Source organism: Micromonospora sp. NPDC047134 (genome assembly GCF_040643455.1).
GTDB lineage: Bacteria > Actinomycetota > Actinomycetes > Mycobacteriales > Micromonosporaceae > Micromonospora.
This window is the reverse complement of sequence record NZ_JBEYUI010000033.1, coordinates 1-17,611: the sequence shown is the minus strand read 5'-3', so window position 1 is coordinate 17,611 and position 17,611 is coordinate 1. Positions and strand designations below refer to the sequence as shown.

The 17,611-nt window shown below is 72.5% G+C and carries 5 protein-coding genes; 4 read left to right on the top strand and 1 reads right to left on the bottom strand.

The genetic code is table 11. The features are described 5' to 3' along the window. Positions 1-43: 43 nt before the first annotated feature. Genes ABZ795_RS26260 through ABZ795_RS26250 form a run of 3 tightly spaced genes read left to right on the top strand, consistent with a single transcriptional unit; the run spans position 44 to position 16,104 of the window. On the top strand, positions 44-14,371 hold the full coding sequence (locus ABZ795_RS26260; RefSeq protein WP_357532312.1) for a toxin glutamine deamidase domain-containing protein: 14,328 nt from the start codon (positions 44-46) through the stop codon (positions 14,369-14,371). 2 nt (positions 14,372-14,373) lie between these two features. Then, positions 14,374-15,240: a DUF6406 domain-containing protein gene (locus ABZ795_RS26255; RefSeq protein WP_357532291.1), complete on the top strand. Its 867-nt coding sequence runs from the start codon at positions 14,374-14,376 to the stop codon at positions 15,238-15,240. Between the two features lie 42 nt (positions 15,241-15,282). Beyond that, the gene (locus tag ABZ795_RS26250; protein WP_357532290.1) at positions 15,283-16,104 is read left to right on the top strand and encodes a DUF6406 domain-containing protein; all 822 of its coding nucleotides are present in this window, start codon (positions 15,283-15,285) and stop codon (positions 16,102-16,104) included. Positions 16,105-16,119: 15 nt separating this feature from the next. Here the strand turns inward: ABZ795_RS26250 and ABZ795_RS26245 are convergent, their stop codons facing one another. Continuing rightward, entirely contained in the window at positions 16,120-16,656 is a 537-nt protein-coding gene (locus ABZ795_RS26245) for a hypothetical protein (protein ID WP_357532289.1), read from the bottom strand. Positions 16,657-16,725: 69 nt separating this feature from the next. Here ABZ795_RS26245 and ABZ795_RS26240 point away from each other — a divergent pair, with 69 nt between their 5' ends. Beyond that, the gene (locus ABZ795_RS26240) at positions 16,726-16,977 is read left to right on the top strand and encodes a hypothetical protein (RefSeq protein ID WP_357532288.1); all 252 of its coding nucleotides are present in this window, start codon (positions 16,726-16,728) and stop codon (positions 16,975-16,977) included. The last annotated feature ends 634 nt before the right edge of the window (positions 16,978-17,611 follow it).

Here is a 17,611-nt window from a genome sequence, read left to right as displayed (position 1 = left end):
CGTTCCCACTTCGCGGTAGACATCGGACAGAGGGGCGCACGGGGTGGCGATACCCAATCCCAAGAACTCGCTGGGCGAGTACGGCTGGGTCTGGGACGCCATCTGCTGGGTCAGCGCCGGTGAGGCGTGGCCCACCGGTGACGAGGACCGGATGCGCGAGCTGGCCGATGCCTGGCAGTCCCTGGCTGACCTGGTGCGGGAGACCCTCTCCGAGGCCGACCCGGCGGTCATGAAGATCCTCCAGAACTGGGGTGGCGGGGCCGGCGAGGCTTTCGGAGCCCTGTGGAACCAGATCGGGGTGGACCCGAACACCGGCCTGCCCCTGATCCACGAGATCGCCGCCGCGTACGCATCCGGTTGCGACCAGGCGGCCCTGGAGATCGAGTACGCCAAACTGACCGTGCTGATCGCCGTCATGATCACGGTCATCGCGGTCTTCGTCGCCCTGCTGATGGCCTGGCTGGGTGGGGTCTCCGCCGGTGCCATCCCGGGCATCCTGGCCGCCGGCCGACAGGCCGTGACGGTCGCCTTCCGTCGGCTCATCACCCAGATGGGACGACAGATGCTCACCCGGGCAGGAATGCAGGCGGCCCTGCGCACCGCCGGGTCCCGGGTCGGGCAGATCGTCACGAGTCAGGGCTTCCGGCAGGGCCTCAACCGGCTGGGCCTGGAGCTGCTGGAGGAGATCGGCGAGGAGCTGATCATCGACGTCGGTGCCCAGGCGTACCAGATGCGCAGCGGCGAGCGACGTCAGTGGGACGGCAACCGGACCATGACGGCGGGCGTGGGCGGCGCCTACGGTGCCGTGCTGGGTTCCGGCATGAACTGGGCCGGTCGCAAGGTCGCCCCCAAGATGCCCTTCTCGTTCAGCCCGAACCGGTTGTCCTTCCCGGGCAGCGGGTTGGTGCGCTGGGGCGGCAACAGCATCGCCTCCGGTGCCCAGAACGCCCTCATCTCACCGGCCGCGAGTGTGCTCGCCAACGCCAGCGTCAACCAACAGTTCGTCCTCCCCGGCGCGGACGCCTTCCTCGGCGGATTCGCCAGCGGTGCCGGCCGTACCGGCGCCACCCTCGCCGGTGGCGCCACCGGCAACATGGCCGCGAAGGTCACCAACCTGGGCCTGGACCGGCTGAACGTCTCGACCAATACCGGGGGTCTCGGCGCAGGTTTCGATCCTTCCTCCGGGGTAGGTGGGGTGGACCTCGGCAACCTCGGCAACACCGGCACGGACGGGGGCTCGTCGAGCGGCCCCAGCGGTGGAGACACGGAGACCGGTACCGGCCAGCAGGGCGGGGGGACCAGCCAGTCCGGCGGCGGGACCGTACCGCAGAGCGGCTCGGGCTCGATCAGCCTCGCGCCGGCAACGACCGATCCGGCCGTCACGGCACCCTCCGAGGGTTCCCCGACAGTCGGCTCCCCGACGGCTGGTTCTCCGGGCACCGGCGATGTGGACCTGGCCAGCGGTGCCACCGACCAGAGCCTCGCCGCAGCCGGCGGGCGGGTCGACGAGACCACCGGGGCGCCCCCGCCCGACGAGGCGGCCACCACCACCGGCGGCGGCGGGGGGCCGAACGAAGGCACTCCGGCTGGCCCGGTCGGAGAGACCACCCCGGACGGCAGCCGGGCCGATCCGGCGACGCCGGTCAGCGAGGCCCCCACCACCGACCGCCCCGGGTCCGGCTCCACCGAGCAGACCGGCCCGGCCGACCGGGTCGACGGCGGGCCGCCAGCCGAGCAGGCCGCTAGAGACACCCCGACGAACACCACCGGTGACCGGTCCCAGAGTCCCGCTGCCGGCAACACCGGCAACCAGGCTCAGGCTCCCGCGGTCGACACCACCGGCGATCGAACTCAGGGTTCCTCGGCCGACACCTCGCCCGATGCCGTGCAGACTGCGCCTGTCGACACCTCGGCCGGCCATACTCCCGGCGTAGGCCCGGCTCCGGACAGCAGCCGCAGCGGTACGAGCGGCGACGGTACCTACGGCCCGGTCGTAGCCGGGGCGGATCCGCTCGCCGCGGACCTCCCCTCGGCCATGGTGCCCGGCGCACCACCGGTCGGCTCTACGGCCGGACCGACCCCGGCCACGGTCGCACCGACCAGCACGGTGAGCCCGCCGCAGGCGACCACCGCGCCGCCCGCTGGCAATACCGCCCCCACGCCGTCGACCTCCTCGCCGACCCCCTCGGCCTCCACGCCGGGAACCCCGGCGGCCACCACCCCCACCACCGGCAACACCGGCACCCAAACGGCACCTGCTCCGAGAGCACCGACCAACACCACGGCCGCGAACTCGGCCGGATCGGTCTCGCTGGCCCCGCCCACCAACACCAGTCCGACCCCACCGACCACTGCCAACCCGGCCTCGCAGACCCATGCCGGTCCGGCCCCGCAGGTTGAGGCCGGCCCTGCCGCCCCGGCCGAGACGGCCGGCGGTAGACCGAATGTCGCCTCCGCGCCCGCAGGGGCCGATGCGAACACCACCCCCGCGCGTACGGGAACCGAGGTGGATGCCACGCCCGGGACCCCGGACGCTGCCACGGACCCGGCGGCCGACCGGGCCGAACCGGCCGACCGGGCCGAACCGGCTGCCCCGGTGGATCCGGCGGATCGGTCGACGAACGGCGGGCCGGTTGTCATCGTGCCCCCGGTCAGCACGGGGAACCTCCAGTCGGGCGATCCGGCGGTGCCGGGCACCGGCCGGGGCCCGGTGGACCCGAACACTGTTCGGCGTTCCGAAGGACCGACCGGGGGCGGTACCCACAGCTGGCAGACGGCCCCGACGACGGTCGACGGCGATCCGACCGGCCCGGAGGCGGAGCAAGCCCTGATCGAGGCGTCCCGGGCCCTCGCCGAGGCCGCCCGGCGGGCGGTGAAGGACGGCTCGATCTCCCGGGCCAAGCAGCCCGGCACTTCCGGTGCCCTGCTGATGTCCGACGGTGGCATCACGACCCACACCAGCATGACGGCGGACAAGGGCACCAAGCCGCCGACTCAACCGGCCGTGCATCCGCTGGCGCAGGCCGCACTGGATCGTACGGCGGCGGCCCTGCCGGACGGGATCGGCGCCGGGCACGGCAAGTGTGCCGAGGTGGCCCTGGTCTCGGACCAGCTCTACCGGCTCGAAACCCAGTGGCGTGAGGCGGGTCAGCCCGGTCAGTTCGAGCAGTACGCGCTGGACGCCTTCAACGGCGCCAAGATCATCACTCATCAGGTGAAACCGGCGCGGCAGAACGACATCGTCTACGACCTGGGGCACCACCGGCCGCCCTGCCGTTCCTGCGCCCACTTCCTGCCGCAGTTCGCCATCGAGCCGATCGCGGACCCGGAGCGGGACTCCCAGACCTACCAGCCGCCGGTCCCCGGTGTGGTCGGCAACGGACCGCCGTTGAGCGACAACCGACCCTACGGCGACCCGAACGGCCTGGTCCCCCCGGCCCAGACCGACCAGCAGAACCTCGACGCGGCCGTGCCCCGGGACCAGTCGACCGGCCGACCCCTGGTGCACCCGGATCCCCGCGTCGGGCAGTGGGCGAGCCTGGTCAACGACGGGGGCCCGACCGTCCCGGGGCGGGACAACAACTGCGCGGACGTCGGGCTCTCCGTCCTGGCCACCTGGTTCGGTCGGCCGGAGGTGGCTGCGCCGACTGCTGCGTCCGCCCAGGTGGAACAGGGCAGCACGGCCCGGCAGGAGCAGGCCCTGCGTACCGAGTTCACCCACCAGGGAGCCGGCAACCCCGGGCTGGAGGCGGTCGCCGACGCGCTGCGGGCCGCCGGCCCCGGCTCGGCGGCCCTGATCATCACCACCCAGCCGGACGGCAACGGGGCGCACACCTGGAACGCCGTCAACCACGAGGGCACCATCATCTGGGTCGACGCCCAGAACCAGTTGGTCTCCGACCGCGAGCCGGTACACGGCCAACCGGGCAACGTCTGGTCGATCGTGCTCGACGCCGAGGGCGACCCGCATCGCCCCTCGGTCACCGACACCGAAACGGAGACCCGGCCACCGGCACCCCCGGACTCGACGGCGCCCGACGGGACCCAGGTACCCCCCGGCCAGTCCGATCAGCAGGGCGGGAACCCGGAGACCGAGACCCGGTCCGGCCCGGCCGGCACCAGATCCGACAGCCCGAGTGATCCTGGCAGCTCTCCCGGAACCGGGGGCCCCGGCGATCCGGCACCGGACGGCGACCCGGCGCCGAGCCCCTACCTGGACGGGCTCCCAGAGTCGGATCAGGCGACCCTGCACGAGGCGCTGGCCGAGGCGCGCCAGGACGCCGATCGGATCCTGGCCGACCTGCACGGAGTCAACGCCGAGGTGAACGCCCGGCTCGGGCTGACCGGTGCGGACGCGCTGAGCACCCTCGGCGAGCAGCACCGGGTCAAGGGTGCCGAGTCGCTGGCCCGCAAGTACCGCACCGAGTGGGAACCGCTGGGCTACGACCTGGACTCCGCGCTGGAGAGCGTCAACGACGTGGTGCGGTTCTCGGTGCAGGGACCGGAGACCGAGGCGTACGGGCCGGCGGTGGACGCCGTGCTGTCCTCGCTGGAGGCGCAGGGCTACCAGGTCACCGACCTGAAGAACTTCTGGCACCCGGGTAACCGGTTCTTCGGCCTGAACTGCACCCTGACCTCGCCGACCGGACGCACCTTCGAGTTGCAGTTCCCGACGGCGACCAGTTACGCGATCGGCAAGCAGACCCATGTGCCGTACGAGGTGATGCGGGATCCCGCGCAGACACCGGCCGCCCGGATCCACGCCTTCCTGGACATCCTCGCGATCAACAAGGCCAACGGCATCGCGGCGAGGATGCCGGGCGGGATGGACACCGCGCGGTTCGACACCCCGAAGAACACCAGCTTCGCGAAGTGGATGTCCTCGCCCGCGCAGGCGGGTACCCGCCAGTCGTATCTCGACTCGCTCGGTCAGCAGGGTCAGACCTTCGCCGAGGTGCTCGCCGCGCGAGGATTGACGGCGTCCGACCTGCCCGGTCTGGATCCTGACCTGATGGGGGGCCCGCATGACGGCGCTGACGTTCGGCTACTTCCTCCTGCGGAGACCGGACGATCCGACGGGCCCACCGGTCAACGTGATCGCCGAGGCGCAGAGTTCGGGACCGACCCAGGCGGTGATCTGGGACCGTCCGACGGGCGCGTGGACCTTCCGTCCGGACGTGGCGGCGGCGATCCTGTGGGCGAATCCGGAACGCCACGCGATCGAACGGGTGGACCGGGCGACCGCGGAACGCCAGGTGGCTCACTTCACCAGGGTGCCGCTGCCGACGGAGGCCGAACTGACGGAGATCTGCCGCCGGGCGACCTGACCCCGGGGTCGCCCTCGCTTCCGGAGAGCCGGCGGTTCGGGCCGGGCGAGCTGGCGCCGCTGGAGAATCCCCGCTTCCAGGACGACCTGGCCGCCAGCCTGGTCACCCCGCAGGGGTACGCGGTGTTCGCCGACCCCTCCACCCACCCGTACGGGCGGTTGGTCAACGACGGCGGGCCGGATCGGCCGGGCCGGAGCAACAACTGTCTGGACAGTTCGCTGTCGGCCCTGGCCAGCTTCCACGGTGACCCGCAGGTGTCACGCCCACGGTGGCCGGACCGGCTGGCCGACGGATCGATCGACCGGCTCTCCGGGGAGCAGGGCGGACTGGAGCGGGCCGAGGCGTGGATCGGCGGGCAGTGGATCGGCGGCCCGGATGCCCTGCCCACCGACCTGTCGGCCCGTACGGAGGCGGTGGCCGCCCAGTACGCCGACCTGTACCAGCAGGTGGCCGACGCCGGTCCGGGTGCCTCGGCCCTCGTCGTCGCCGACTGGTTGTTCCTCGACGGCGCCGGGAATGTCGTCCTGGACGAGAACGGCCAACCGCAGGTCGACGGTTCGCACGCCTTCGTGATCGTCTTTCCGGCCGACGCCGAGGCGCCGGTGTGGTGGGATCCCCAGACGGGCACGGCGTCGGTGGACATGCCGGTCGCCGACGTGCGGGACACCCACGCCCTCTGGGCGATGATGGTGCCTGACGGAGAGGGGCGAGTTGACCGAGGACGAGGCGCTGACGCTGATCAGCCGGCTGCTGGGGACCGGGAATCCGATAGTGATTCGGGAGTTCGAGTTCGGCTGGCTGGCCCGGGAGAGGCTCTCGGAGCAGGAACGGGCCTCGGGGATGCAGGTGGGCCAGGGCAGCTACATCATCGACCGGACGGGAGTGATCACGGTTCACTCCAGCCTGCCACCCCGGCGGATCATGGAGGAGTACTCCCAGGCCCGACGCGAGGGCCGGATCAAGGGTCGACAGGTCTGGCCCGAACCGGAACCGACAGCCTGACCGACCCGGACGGCCCGACCGACCCCGCCGATCCGAGCGATCCGGGCAGCCCGACCGATTCCGCCGACTTCGACGGACCGGCCGGGCCGCCGGGCTCCGACTCCGACCCGGCCGCCGCTGAGGGGCCCGACCTGCGGCAGGCCGCCGCCGGTACGACCTTCGGTGGCGCCCTGCTCGACATCGATGCGGCCCGGACCGCCGAGGCCGTGCAAGCGGCGCTGACCGACGGCCCGCTGCCCGAGCAGTCGAGGGTGGACCCGGCCGCCGCCACGGTCACCCTGGACACGGCGGAGGGTCCCTACCGAGTACGGATCGAGCTGACCGACCCACCGGCCGGGGTGCCCTTCGCGCCGGTGGCAACGGTCGGATACACCGCCGAGGGTGCCGTGGTGCAGGTGTCCACCGGCGCCCACCCGGACCATGTCCGGCGGGCGGTGTCCGCGATGCTCGCGGAGGTGGACACGGTCGCCCAGGACCGCGCGGTCGACCTGCGTACCGACGCCACCACGGCCCTGGCCGAGGGCGCCCGACCCGAGTACGACGGCAACCGGGTCCTGACCGCCCGGGACATCGGCCGGCTGGCCGAACTGCGGGTGGTGCTCGCCGACAGCGCGGCCACCACGGATGCGGCCCGGGCCGGTCAGTTGCAGGCCGAGGCGTTGAGCCTGCTCGTCACCAGCGGCCTGCTGGAGCAGGACCCGACCCACGCCGTACACGGGCTGGGTGGCAACGTCCCGGTGGTCGGACCGGAGGCGGCGCGGGCCCGGCTGGAACTGATCCGCAGCCACCTGGGTCCGGTCGCCCCGGCGGTCGAGAACCTGATCGGCCAGGCGACCGGCGAGCAACTCGTCACGGACCTGCGCGCCGCGAAGTCGGCGATCCGCGCCGAGGCCCGTACCTGGGCGCAGCAGGCCACCGCGCTGCGCAACGACGCCGACCTGGCCCTGACCGCCAGGGTCGACGCGGCCCTGGACACCGCGCCGGAGCACGTCTTCGGTCGGCTGGTGATCGGTGGGGGTTGGGCCGCCACGGCCGACTTCGTCACCATGGGAGCCGCCCCGGACACCGGCACCGGCCTACCCCCGGTGCTCTGCGTGTCCCAGGGCCATGACCCCTGGGCGGAGCGACAGTCCCTGCTGATGGGCCAGGTTCCCTCGGAGTTGGAGCTGCCCGGGCTGCCGTTCCAGCCGGCCGACCTGGCCGAGGCGGGCACCCAGTTCACCCCCTCCGACGTCTTCGCCGACGCGGTGGGGGCGGCCCGGGCCCTCAGCGGAATGCCCACCTACCAGGGCATGGCGACCGCGATCACCCCCCGCCCGGCCGATGCGGTGGGGTGGCCGGCCGGCGCCAACTTCCGGGTCACCGTGGGCGGGCGGCAGTTCTTCACCGCCTCGGTCGATGTCGCCTCCGGACCCGGCCCCTCCCGGGTACCGAACGCGCCCGTCACCACCACCGGCCGGTACGTAGACCCGGCCACCGGCTACCGGGTCGACCGGTCCGGTCCGACCCCGGTGTTCCACGCCCCCGACGGCACCCCGGTCGACCCGGACACCCTGCCGGCCACGGTACGCACCGTCCTCGGTGCCAACCCCTCCGCCGCCCCCCTGCTGACGGACCTCACCGGGCGGCCCACCGATCCGCTGGTGGCCGATCCGATCTCCGGCTACGCCGTGGACCCCGGGACCGGGCAGGTCTTCGACCCCGAGGGCCGGCCGGTGGACCCCGGCACCCTGGCCGAGGAGGTACGCACCCGACTGGGTCACGCGCCGGACGGCTCCTTCGCTGATCCCCGTCGGTCCGCCCCGGCGGTCGACTTCGGCGGGCAGAATCTGGCCGACGCCTACGGACCCGGCGACCGGGTGCTCGTCTTCGGCGCCGGTGCCTCCGGCGCCTGGGACATCGAGCAGGCTGTGGCCTCTCCGGCGGGCAGCGTCGACTGGTCGGCCCGGGCGGTGGACCCACCACCGCAGCAGTTGACCGGCGATCCCGCACAGGACGCCGAGGCCCGGTTGCGGCACAGCTTCGGCGGCGGCTTCAACCGGCGCAACACCCTGCCTGAGGTCGGGGCCTACGCCGACTCCGTACGCAGCCAGGCGACCCAGTCGCTGCGGGAGATCGTCAGTCTGCGACACACCGTGGACGGCGGATTCCTGGTCGAGTTCACCGACGGCACCCGACAGACGTACGACCGGGTGGTCTTCTCGATCGGTCAGGCCCCGGAATATCCCGGGGGCGTCGCCGACCTGCTCTCCCAGGTGAGCCTGGCGCCCCTGCACGGGCCGGCCACCGCGTACGACGGCCCGGCCGACGTGCTGGGCCTGCGGGACCCCAGCGGCCAGTTGCGGGTGCTCGGCGGTGCCGTGGTGGCCGCCCCCCTGCTGGCCAAGGTAGGCCCAACGCTGCGGCAGACCATCGTGGACCAGGCCGCCGCCCTGCCGGACGATTCCCGGGGCATCCCGCCCAGCATCCGATTCCACGCCCAGCGGATCGCCGAGGCGAACCTGGGCGCCCCGGAGGTGCCCTCAGACCTCGTCCCAGCGGGCGACCCCGAGCAGCCGCCAACCCCACTGGATGTCGAGCCAGGGCAGGGGGCCGTACCGGGCGTCCAGTTCCCGGCCCAGGGGCGGCATCTCGACTCCGACGGGCCGGCCGTCGATGTCCTGCCCGACGCCCTTGGCGACGACCTCGACGGAGTTGCCCCACCATTCGACGTAGCGCAGGGCGGGAAGGTTACGGCTGGCGGCGAGGGCCTCGGCCCCGGCCGGCCCGAGGCCGCAACTGGCCAACCCCAGCCACCGCAACCGACCCAAATACGCGGAGGCGGCCAGCGCGGCGAGGCCGTCGTCACCGATCGGGTTGTCGCTCAGGTCGAGGGCGACCAGGCGCCCCAGGCTGGGGACGGCGGCGACCTGCGGCATCAGCCCGGTCGCCTCGATGAGGGTCAGGTGGCGGACCGGAAGGTGGGCGAAGACCTCGGCACCGTGGTCGACGAAGGCGCTGGCCGTCATCGTCACCAGTTCGACGAGTCCGTGGCGCACCTTCCAGTCGACGAGTCGGTGGGCGACCGGAGCGGCGAGCCGGGCCACGACGCGCCGGTACCGCAGGGCGGCCGCCCGGTCGGGCCGGGTTCCCGCCAGGGCGGCGCGGATCAGCTCGGCGTGGTCGGGGTCGGTGGCCTCGATGGCGTCGGCGAACCGGCGACGCAGGTCGAGGTCGTCGGGGGCGGCCAGGATGGCGGCGTACAGCTCGGCGGGCGTGGCCATGACGGCAGGGTATCGACGGCCGGCTCGCTCACCGCCGGGGCCGTGCCGGGTTCGACCTTCCACGGGCTGGGCAGACCGGCCCCCGACCCGGTTGCGGTGCTGGAGCTGGCGCGGACCGCCCTGCCGCAGGTGGCACCGTACGCGCAGGTGGAGGCGGTGGTACCGGTCGGTCCGGACCGGTTCGAGATCCGTCCGGCCGGGCAGCCGCCGCTGACCGTGCGGCTCACCGCCGGGCCGTTGGCCGACGCCGTGGTGGCCCAGTCGGTCCGCGACCCCGACGGGACCTTCACGGTCACCGTGTCGGACCGGGCGGCAGACCATGCGGTGGTCCGGGCCCTGGCCCACGAGGTGGCCGAACTGGTCGCCCTGCACGAGACCGGTCGGGCGCTGGTCGGTCCACTGGACCCGGGCAATGTACGCGGTCCGATCGACCCCTCCGGGCTCACCGCCCACGACCGGGGTCGGCTCGCCGAGATCCGGCTGCTCGCCGCCGGGTACGACACCACGGACGCCCAGGGTCGACGGGCCGTACGCGCCGAGATCGACGCCCTGGCCGGACACCTCGGGCTGCGGGTGGGTGACCCGGGTGTCCGGGCCCGGTGGGGGCTGCTTCCGCCCGAGGTGCTGGCCCATCTGATGCAGCTCAGCGTCCCCGCGCTGACTCCGGAGGCGGTGTCGAAGGTGCTCGCCGGGGCGCCCACCCTCACCGAGGTCGAACGGATTCGGTTGATCGACTACCGGTCCCGGCTGGCCCCCGACTTCCAGGTGCCGCAGGGGGCGGAGCTGCCCGCCCGGCTGCGGGAGTTGGCCGTCGAGGCGGAACACACCCAGTCCGGTATGCCACGGATGCCGGCCTTCGCGGGACAGATCATCGGCATCCCCCCGGCACAGCTGGACCGGGTCCGGGCGGTGGACCCCCCGCTCGCCGACCGGCTGGCCCGCGAAGGGGTCTATGTCGACCTGACCGGCCGCTACGATCTGCGCCCGTACATGGTGGCGGAGGTGCCGGCCATCGACCTCGGCGCGGCCCGGCCGGCGTACGACCTCGGCACGGCGGCCGGTCGGCAGGCCCAACTGCACGAGGACCGGCAACGGGCCCGCGCCGCCCTGCGGGGGCTGCGCGGCGACCAGGCCGCAGCCCTGCTGGCCGACCACGACTTCCACTACCAGGGCACCGCCCGGTGGATGGGGCTGGTGCCGGACGTCCTGACGGACATGCTGCGCAGCATCACCCCCGTCCCGCCCGCCCCGACCCCCCAGGGCGAGAGCACCTCGACCCAGGGGCCCTCCGGCGACACCCGGGTGGTGGCCGACCGGGTGACCCTGCCACCGGACACCCCCACCACGCCCGGTCCGACCTACGGCCCGGCCCTGGACCTCCGGACCGGACAGCCGGCACCCCTGTTCGACGGGCCACCCAAGCGGGAGGAGGTGCAGCAGGGGGCGCTCGGCGACTGCGGCATGATCGCGGTGATCGGCGCGGTGGCCGGCCACCTGCCGGACACGATCGCTGAGATGTTCCACCCCAACCCGGACGGCTCGGTCGACGTGCTGCTGCACGAGGCCGACGGCCCCGGTGAGTCCGTCACCCCGACCGGACGCCAGTTGCGGGTCACGGTCTGGCCGGACGTACCGCTGCACCCCCAATCCAACGGTCGCAGCGCATACGCCGACCAGTCGACGGTCGGTACCTCCTGGGCCTCACTGCTGGAGAAGGCGATCGCCGCGGTGGACCGCACCTGGACCCCGCAGCGCCACGACCTGTGGCAACAGCAGTGGAGCGCCCGACCCGGGGCGGATCCGCACCAGGCCGCCCCCCTCGGGTACGCCCGCCTGGGCAACGGCAGCAGCCGGCTGGTGCAGGCGGAACTGCTCACCCAACTGACCGGCCTGCCCAGCAGCGTGAGTCAACTCGACCCGACCCCCGGCCGGGAAGCCGAGGCGGAGGCCCGGTTGGCCACCCTGCTGGCCGCCGGCAGTCCGGTGATCACCGGAACCCTGCCGGCCGCCCGGTACCCCGCCAAACCCCCGTACAACCTCATCCCCGGCCACGCCTACGAGGTCGTGTCCGTGGCGAACGGGCAGGTGCAGCTGCGTAACCCCTGGAACGCCAGCCACCCGACCCCGATGCCGGTACGTGCCTTCCTGGATCTGATGAGCCCCTGGTACGGGCACATCGAGGTGGCGCAGAGCAGCGTGGCGGCGCTGCCGGACTCCGACTTCCACGGGCAGGGTCGACCGACGGCCGATCCGACCGGGGTGCTCGACCGGGCCCGGCTGGTGCTGCCCACCCTGGCCGACACGATCGGCGCGGACCAGGTCGTGGCCGTCGGACCGGAGGTCTTCGAGGTGCGGGCGGGCGGGCTGCCGCCGCTGCGGGTCCAGGTCACCACCGGCCCTCTCACCGGCACGACGGTGGCCCAGACGACCCGCAACCTCGATGGCACCTTCACCCTGACGGTCTCCGACCGGGCCCTCGATCCCGTGGTGGACCGCGCGATGGCCCACGAGCTGGCCGAACTGCTGGCCCGGCACGAGACCGGCCAGGCCCAGACCGGACTCTTCGACCAGGGCGCCGCCGAGCAACCCATCGACCCGGCCGGTCTCACCGCCCGCGATCGGGGCCGGCTGGCGGAGCTGCGCCTGCTGGCCGCCGCGTACCCGGACGCCGACCCGAGCACCCGGCTGGTCCTGCGCCGCGAGATCGACGCCGTGGTCGACCGGCTCGGCCTACGCTGGGGTACGCCGCAGGCAGCGGCCCGGCTGGCGCTGCTCCCCGCCGACGTGTGGCACCAGGTGATCCGGTTGAGCGTGCCGACGATCACCCCGGAGGCGGTGGCCGGGGTACTGGCCGTGAACCCGAATCCGAACCGGGTGGAACGTTTCCGGGCCATCGACTACCGGGCCCGGCTGGCCCCCGACTTCCGGCCCTCCACGGCCGCCGAAATCACCGCCAAGCTGCGCGAGCTGGCCGTGCAGGGGGAGCAGACCCAGTCCTCCCTGCCCCGGATGCCGGCCCTGGCCGGGCAGGTCATCGCCCTGCCGCCGGCCGCCCTGGACTCGATCCGCCGCACCGATCCGCCGCTGGCCGACCGGCTGGCCGCCGACGGCGTCTACATCGACCTGACCGGCCGCTTCGACCTGCGCCCCTACACCCTCGACGGCGCACCCGAGTTTGAACTCTCGGTGTCGGCCCCCGCCTTCGACCTGAACACCGAGGCCGGCCGCAGGTCACTGCTGGCCGAGGACCGCAGCCGGGTGACCGCCGCCTTCCGTGCCGCGTACGGGTCCAACCCCGCCGCGATGGCGGTGCTCAACACCCACGGCTTCCACTACCAGAGCGACGCCCGGCTGATGGCGCTGGTCCCGAACGCGCTCACCGACGCGCTGCGGGCGATGCTGCCCCCGGATCCCAGCACGATCGTCGAGGTCGAGGTCGAGGTCGAGGTCGAGCCGACCGTCAGCGGCAGCGAGGTGGCCGTGGTCGCCGACCGGGTCACCCTGCCCCACGCTAGTCGCCCGGTCGAGTACGGCCAGGCCCTGGACGACCGCACCGGGCGACCAGCGCCACTCTTCGACGGCCCACCGCGCCGCGAGCAGGTGAACCAGGGCGTACTCGGGGACTGCGGAATGCTGGCCACCATGGCGGCCGTCGCCGGGCACCGGCCGGATGCGCTGGCGAGACTTTTCCAACCGAACCCGGACGGCACGGTCGACGTGCTGCTGCACGAGAGCCTGCTGCACGGCGGCACCTCGACACCCACCGGACGGCGCCTGCGGATCACCGTACGGCCGGATGTGCCCCTGCATGCGGGCAGCCCGGGGATGTCTGCCTATGCCGACAGCTCGGTGAACGGCTCCGGCTGGGCGGCGGTGCTGGAGAAGGCGCTGGCGGCGGTCGACCGGACCTGGACCGACCAGCGACGCGACGCCTGGCAGCGGGACTGGAGCAGTTGGCACAGCAAGGACGATCCGCATCGGGCGGCCCCGCTCGGCTACGCCCGGCTGGACGTGGGCAGCACCGGCGTCCTCCAGGCCGAACTGATGACCCAGTTGACCGGTGCGCCGAGCCGCATGTCGCTCTTCGACACCAGACCGGGGCAGGAGGCCGCAGTGGCCGCTAGGCTGGCCGCCCTCCTGGCCGCCGGGAGCCCGGTGATCGCCGGTACCCGGCCCGAGGGCGCCTACCCGCCGGGACTTGCCAGTCTGCCGTTCGGGCTCTACGCCCAGCACGCCTACGAGGTCGTGTCGGTGACCGGCGGCCTGGTGCAGCTGCGCAACCCATGGGGTCACGAACATCCCGCACCGATTCCGGTCCGGGACTTCCTGAACCTGATGGGGTCCGGCTACGCCCACCTGGATGTCGCAGGCACCACCCCCACCCCGCAGGCCAGCGCACCGACCAGCCCTTACGTCCCACCTGCCCAATTGACGACGCCGCTGACGACCTCGATCCCGGCGCCGCGGGCGGCGGAGACGACGGTCGTGACGGCCGGGGACAAGCCGCGCCGACACACCCTGGGGCGCACCGACCTGGAAGAGGAGCGGGCCGTCGTCAGCTACCTTGCGCTCCTCGGTGAGGACGGTTCGGTTAGCGGCCTGGGCGTGGTGCTGTCATCCGGTGGCAGCCAGCGGGAGGCCCACTGGCTGGCCACCGGTGCGGCCGCCGTCGGGAGGTCGCTCAACGTCGGGCGGGTCGAGGCGGAGCGGATCGCCCGCGAGGTGCTCGGGTTTAAGCTTCCGCAGGAGTCCGCGCTGCACGAGATGATTGACGGCTGAGGATGCCGGCCACAGGGACAGGGGGACAGCCGTTGCGATCCTTCACCGCCAACACAGCGATCCGAAACAACGTCCCGACCGACATCGGGTCCGCCCGACTCGGGGTGCGTTGGGTCGACGTGGGACCACCGGTGCGTGCCGAAATCGTCGTCATGCCGCGTCGGGAGGGAGACACCACGCGGTACGAGGTGACCCTCGGCGAGACCTTTCCGGTTGGCGAGGAGACCTGGCGCTTCGCGGATCTCGACATGACCAGTGCCAACCACTGGCAGGTGAAGATCCGTCGGGTGGACGAGGACGAGGTGATGGAGCCGCCCACCGGCCACCTCTGGAAGCGGGCACGCTTGCGCCCGTACGGGCAACTAGACGAGGCGCAACTCCAGTCGGTCGAGGCGGCGCTGGGGCGTCCGCTTCCGCCGGACTACCGCGACTGGCTGCGCCGGAACAACGGAGCCCTGCCCGAAGGCGAGCACCACATCCCCGGTGCACCCTTCTCGCTGCTGCCCGAGCGTCCGCTGTTCGGGATGCACCCTCAGTACCCGCCCTTCGACCTGGTGCACGCGCAGCGCGTACATCGGGATCCGTGGCTTTCGCCGGACTGGCTGGTGATCGCCAATCCCTTCGGCGGGCTGCTGGTGATCGGCACGCAGACACCCAACGGACATGTCTACTTCCTGCACGAGCTGGACCTGCTGGGCCCGCCCGGCCCGGCCGCCTCGGCGATACGGGAGCGGAAGCTGCGGGCGGTGGCCTGGTCGATGGGGGAGTTCATCGGAAAGCTGACCCCGAAGGAGCCCGACGATCAACCGGCGGTGCAGATCCTGCCGCCCGGCACCGCCACCGACCCGCGCAACTACGGCCCGTTCTGAGCAGGCCCCTGACGCCCAGCCGGGAGAACCGGGAGAGAAGCGTTGCGCTCCTTCACTGCTGTCGCCGCCATCGCGAACAATGCCACGGCCAACGTCGGACCGGCCCGGTTCGGGGTCCGTTGGGTCGATGTCGGGCCGCCGGTACGCGCCGAGATCATCGTCATGCCCTTCGGGGGCGGGGAGGATCGCGACTACGAACTCACCCTCGGTGAGACCTTCCCGGTCGGTGAGGAGAGGTGGCGGTTCGCCGATCTCACCATGTCCAGCCTGGACGAGTGGGAGGTCATCGTTCGCCGGGTGGACGACGAGGAGCCGGCGGAGTCGCCGACCGCCCGGCCGTGGGAGCCGGCCCGGCTGCGCCCCTACGGCCGGCTGGACGAGGAGCAGCTCCGCTCGGTGGAGGCTGCCCTCGGGGTGCGGCTGCCGATGGAGTACCGCGACTGGCTGGGCCGGAACAACGGCGCCCTGCCCGAGGTGGAGCATCACATTCCGGGTATTCCGTTCACCCTGATGCCGGAACGCCCGCTGTTCGGGGTGCACCCGCAGCACCCGGCCGTTGATCTGGTGCACGCCCAGCGGGTCCATCGGGACCCCTGGCTGTCGCGGGACTGGCTGGTCATCGCCAGGCCCTCGGGAGGCCTGCTGGTGGTCTCGGCAGCAACGACCGGCAACGAGGTGATCCACTTCCTGCACGAGCAGGACATGGTCGGTCCACCCGGCCCGGCGGCCTCCCTGGCCCGGGAACGCAAGTTGCGCCCGGTGGCGGAGTCCATGCCGGTGCTCATCGGTCGACTGACTCCGCTGGATCTGACTGACCTGCCTCCCGCCCAGTTCGCCACCGACCAGGAGAACGGCCCCAGGTGAGCGGGCTGGTGGCGGTCAACCGAGCTGGGTCAGCAGGTCGGCGTACGCGACCCGGACCGCGGCCAGCCGCTCGCGCCGGAACCGGCCCGGCTCACGCTGGTGCAGCTGCCGACCCCGGTCGCTGACGAAGGCCGCACCGGGGATTTCTGCCCCGTCGGGGGCGAACTTGACCACCTCGTCCAAGGCGGCGACGGCACGGGTGAGTGCGGCCCGCGCCCGCTGTGCCGCCTCACCGGTGGTCTCCGCCGGCACCGATGCGGCGTACGCGTCGGCCACCAGCAGCCATTCGCCCGGATCGAGCAACTGGGAGGGCTCGTCACCGCCGTACCGGAACCCGCCACCCGCATCGGTCGGGGTGGCCGGTAGCCGGAAGACGAACTCCCGTTCCTCGCCGCAACCCTCGCAGGCACCGGTGTAGCGGCTGGCCAGGTCACCGTCGGCCAACACGACGACGGAACTGTGCCGGGGGAACCGGGTGGACCCACACGAGCAGGCGTGCAGATCCATGTAGAGGTGCGCCTCCGCGTTGGCACGGCTAAGCGGCGGATTCATGTGCTCAACCGTACCGATCAAACCCGCTTGCTCACCGCCCCGGTGACGCCGCTGGCATACTCGGCCCCCATGGTGCTGTCGCGGGGTTGGGCGGTCTTCCTCACCGGGGTCGGGGTCTGGACCTGGGTGATCTGGCCCCGCTTCGCCCTGGCCATCTGGAACGACCCCAGGTCGTGGGCCAGCTCAGTGGTCGGGGACTGGCCGGCGACCGGCTTTCTCTGGGTGCACGCGTTGCTGATCGGCGCCTCGCTCGCCATCGGCACGACCGTCGGCCTGCTCGGCCTCCGCGCCTGGAGAGCAGCATCCCGCCGTACGCCCTGAGTCCGGCAACCCTTCGACACCCATCGGTACGCCAGGTCGGCCGTGCTGAGGGTGTCCCGCGGAGTGTGACCGGGGCCGCTCCCGCTCGATTTGACGATCATTCCGTCGGACGCGTAACTTTCTCTCTGCCAGCGCGGAACGGGCGAAACGGGGCGAAAGACCCGAGAGCCCGCACCGATTGGCACCGGGTCCTGGAGGGGAACTTCCTGGCCAGGCTCGGACCGGATGGTGCTCGCAGGATTCGCCGGGAGGCGGATTTGGCGGAGCGAAACCGACCGGGTAAGGTTCACGACCGGCAGGGCACCGGGCGAGCCTGCGGGAGACCGCAGCGGCCGGCCTGCCAAATCCGATGAACTGGCAAAGCGGATCTCCGCTGCGCTGGATCGCGGGTGCCGAACCAGATGAAGCGTGACGGACCGGGACACACCGGTTGACACGGGCCAGACGGTGAGGTAACGTAGTAAAAGTGCCCGGCGCGAGAGCGGCGGGTGCGGGAGCGGAACGGTAGCCCCGGATGGTGGCCCTGGTGGGTTGTCTGATGGTGTGTGGTTGTTCTTTGAGAACTCAACAGGGTGTTTGATAAGCCAGTGCCAAGTAGTTTATGCCCCGTGCCGGCTGGAGGTCTTTGATTTCT

What these genes read in the sequence shown, in the direction of transcription:
- ABZ795_RS26245 (WP_357532289.1), bottom strand. Translation starts at nt 16,656, where the DNA reads ATGAATCCGCCGCTTAGCCGTGCCAACGCGGAGGCGCACCTCTACATG.
- ABZ795_RS26255 (WP_357532291.1), top strand. Translation starts at nt 14,374, where the DNA reads ATGCCGGCCACAGGGACAGGGGGACAGCCGTTGCGATCCTTCACCGCC.
- ABZ795_RS26240 (WP_357532288.1), top strand. Translation starts at nt 16,726, where the DNA reads ATGGTGCTGTCGCGGGGTTGGGCGGTCTTCCTCACCGGGGTCGGGGTC.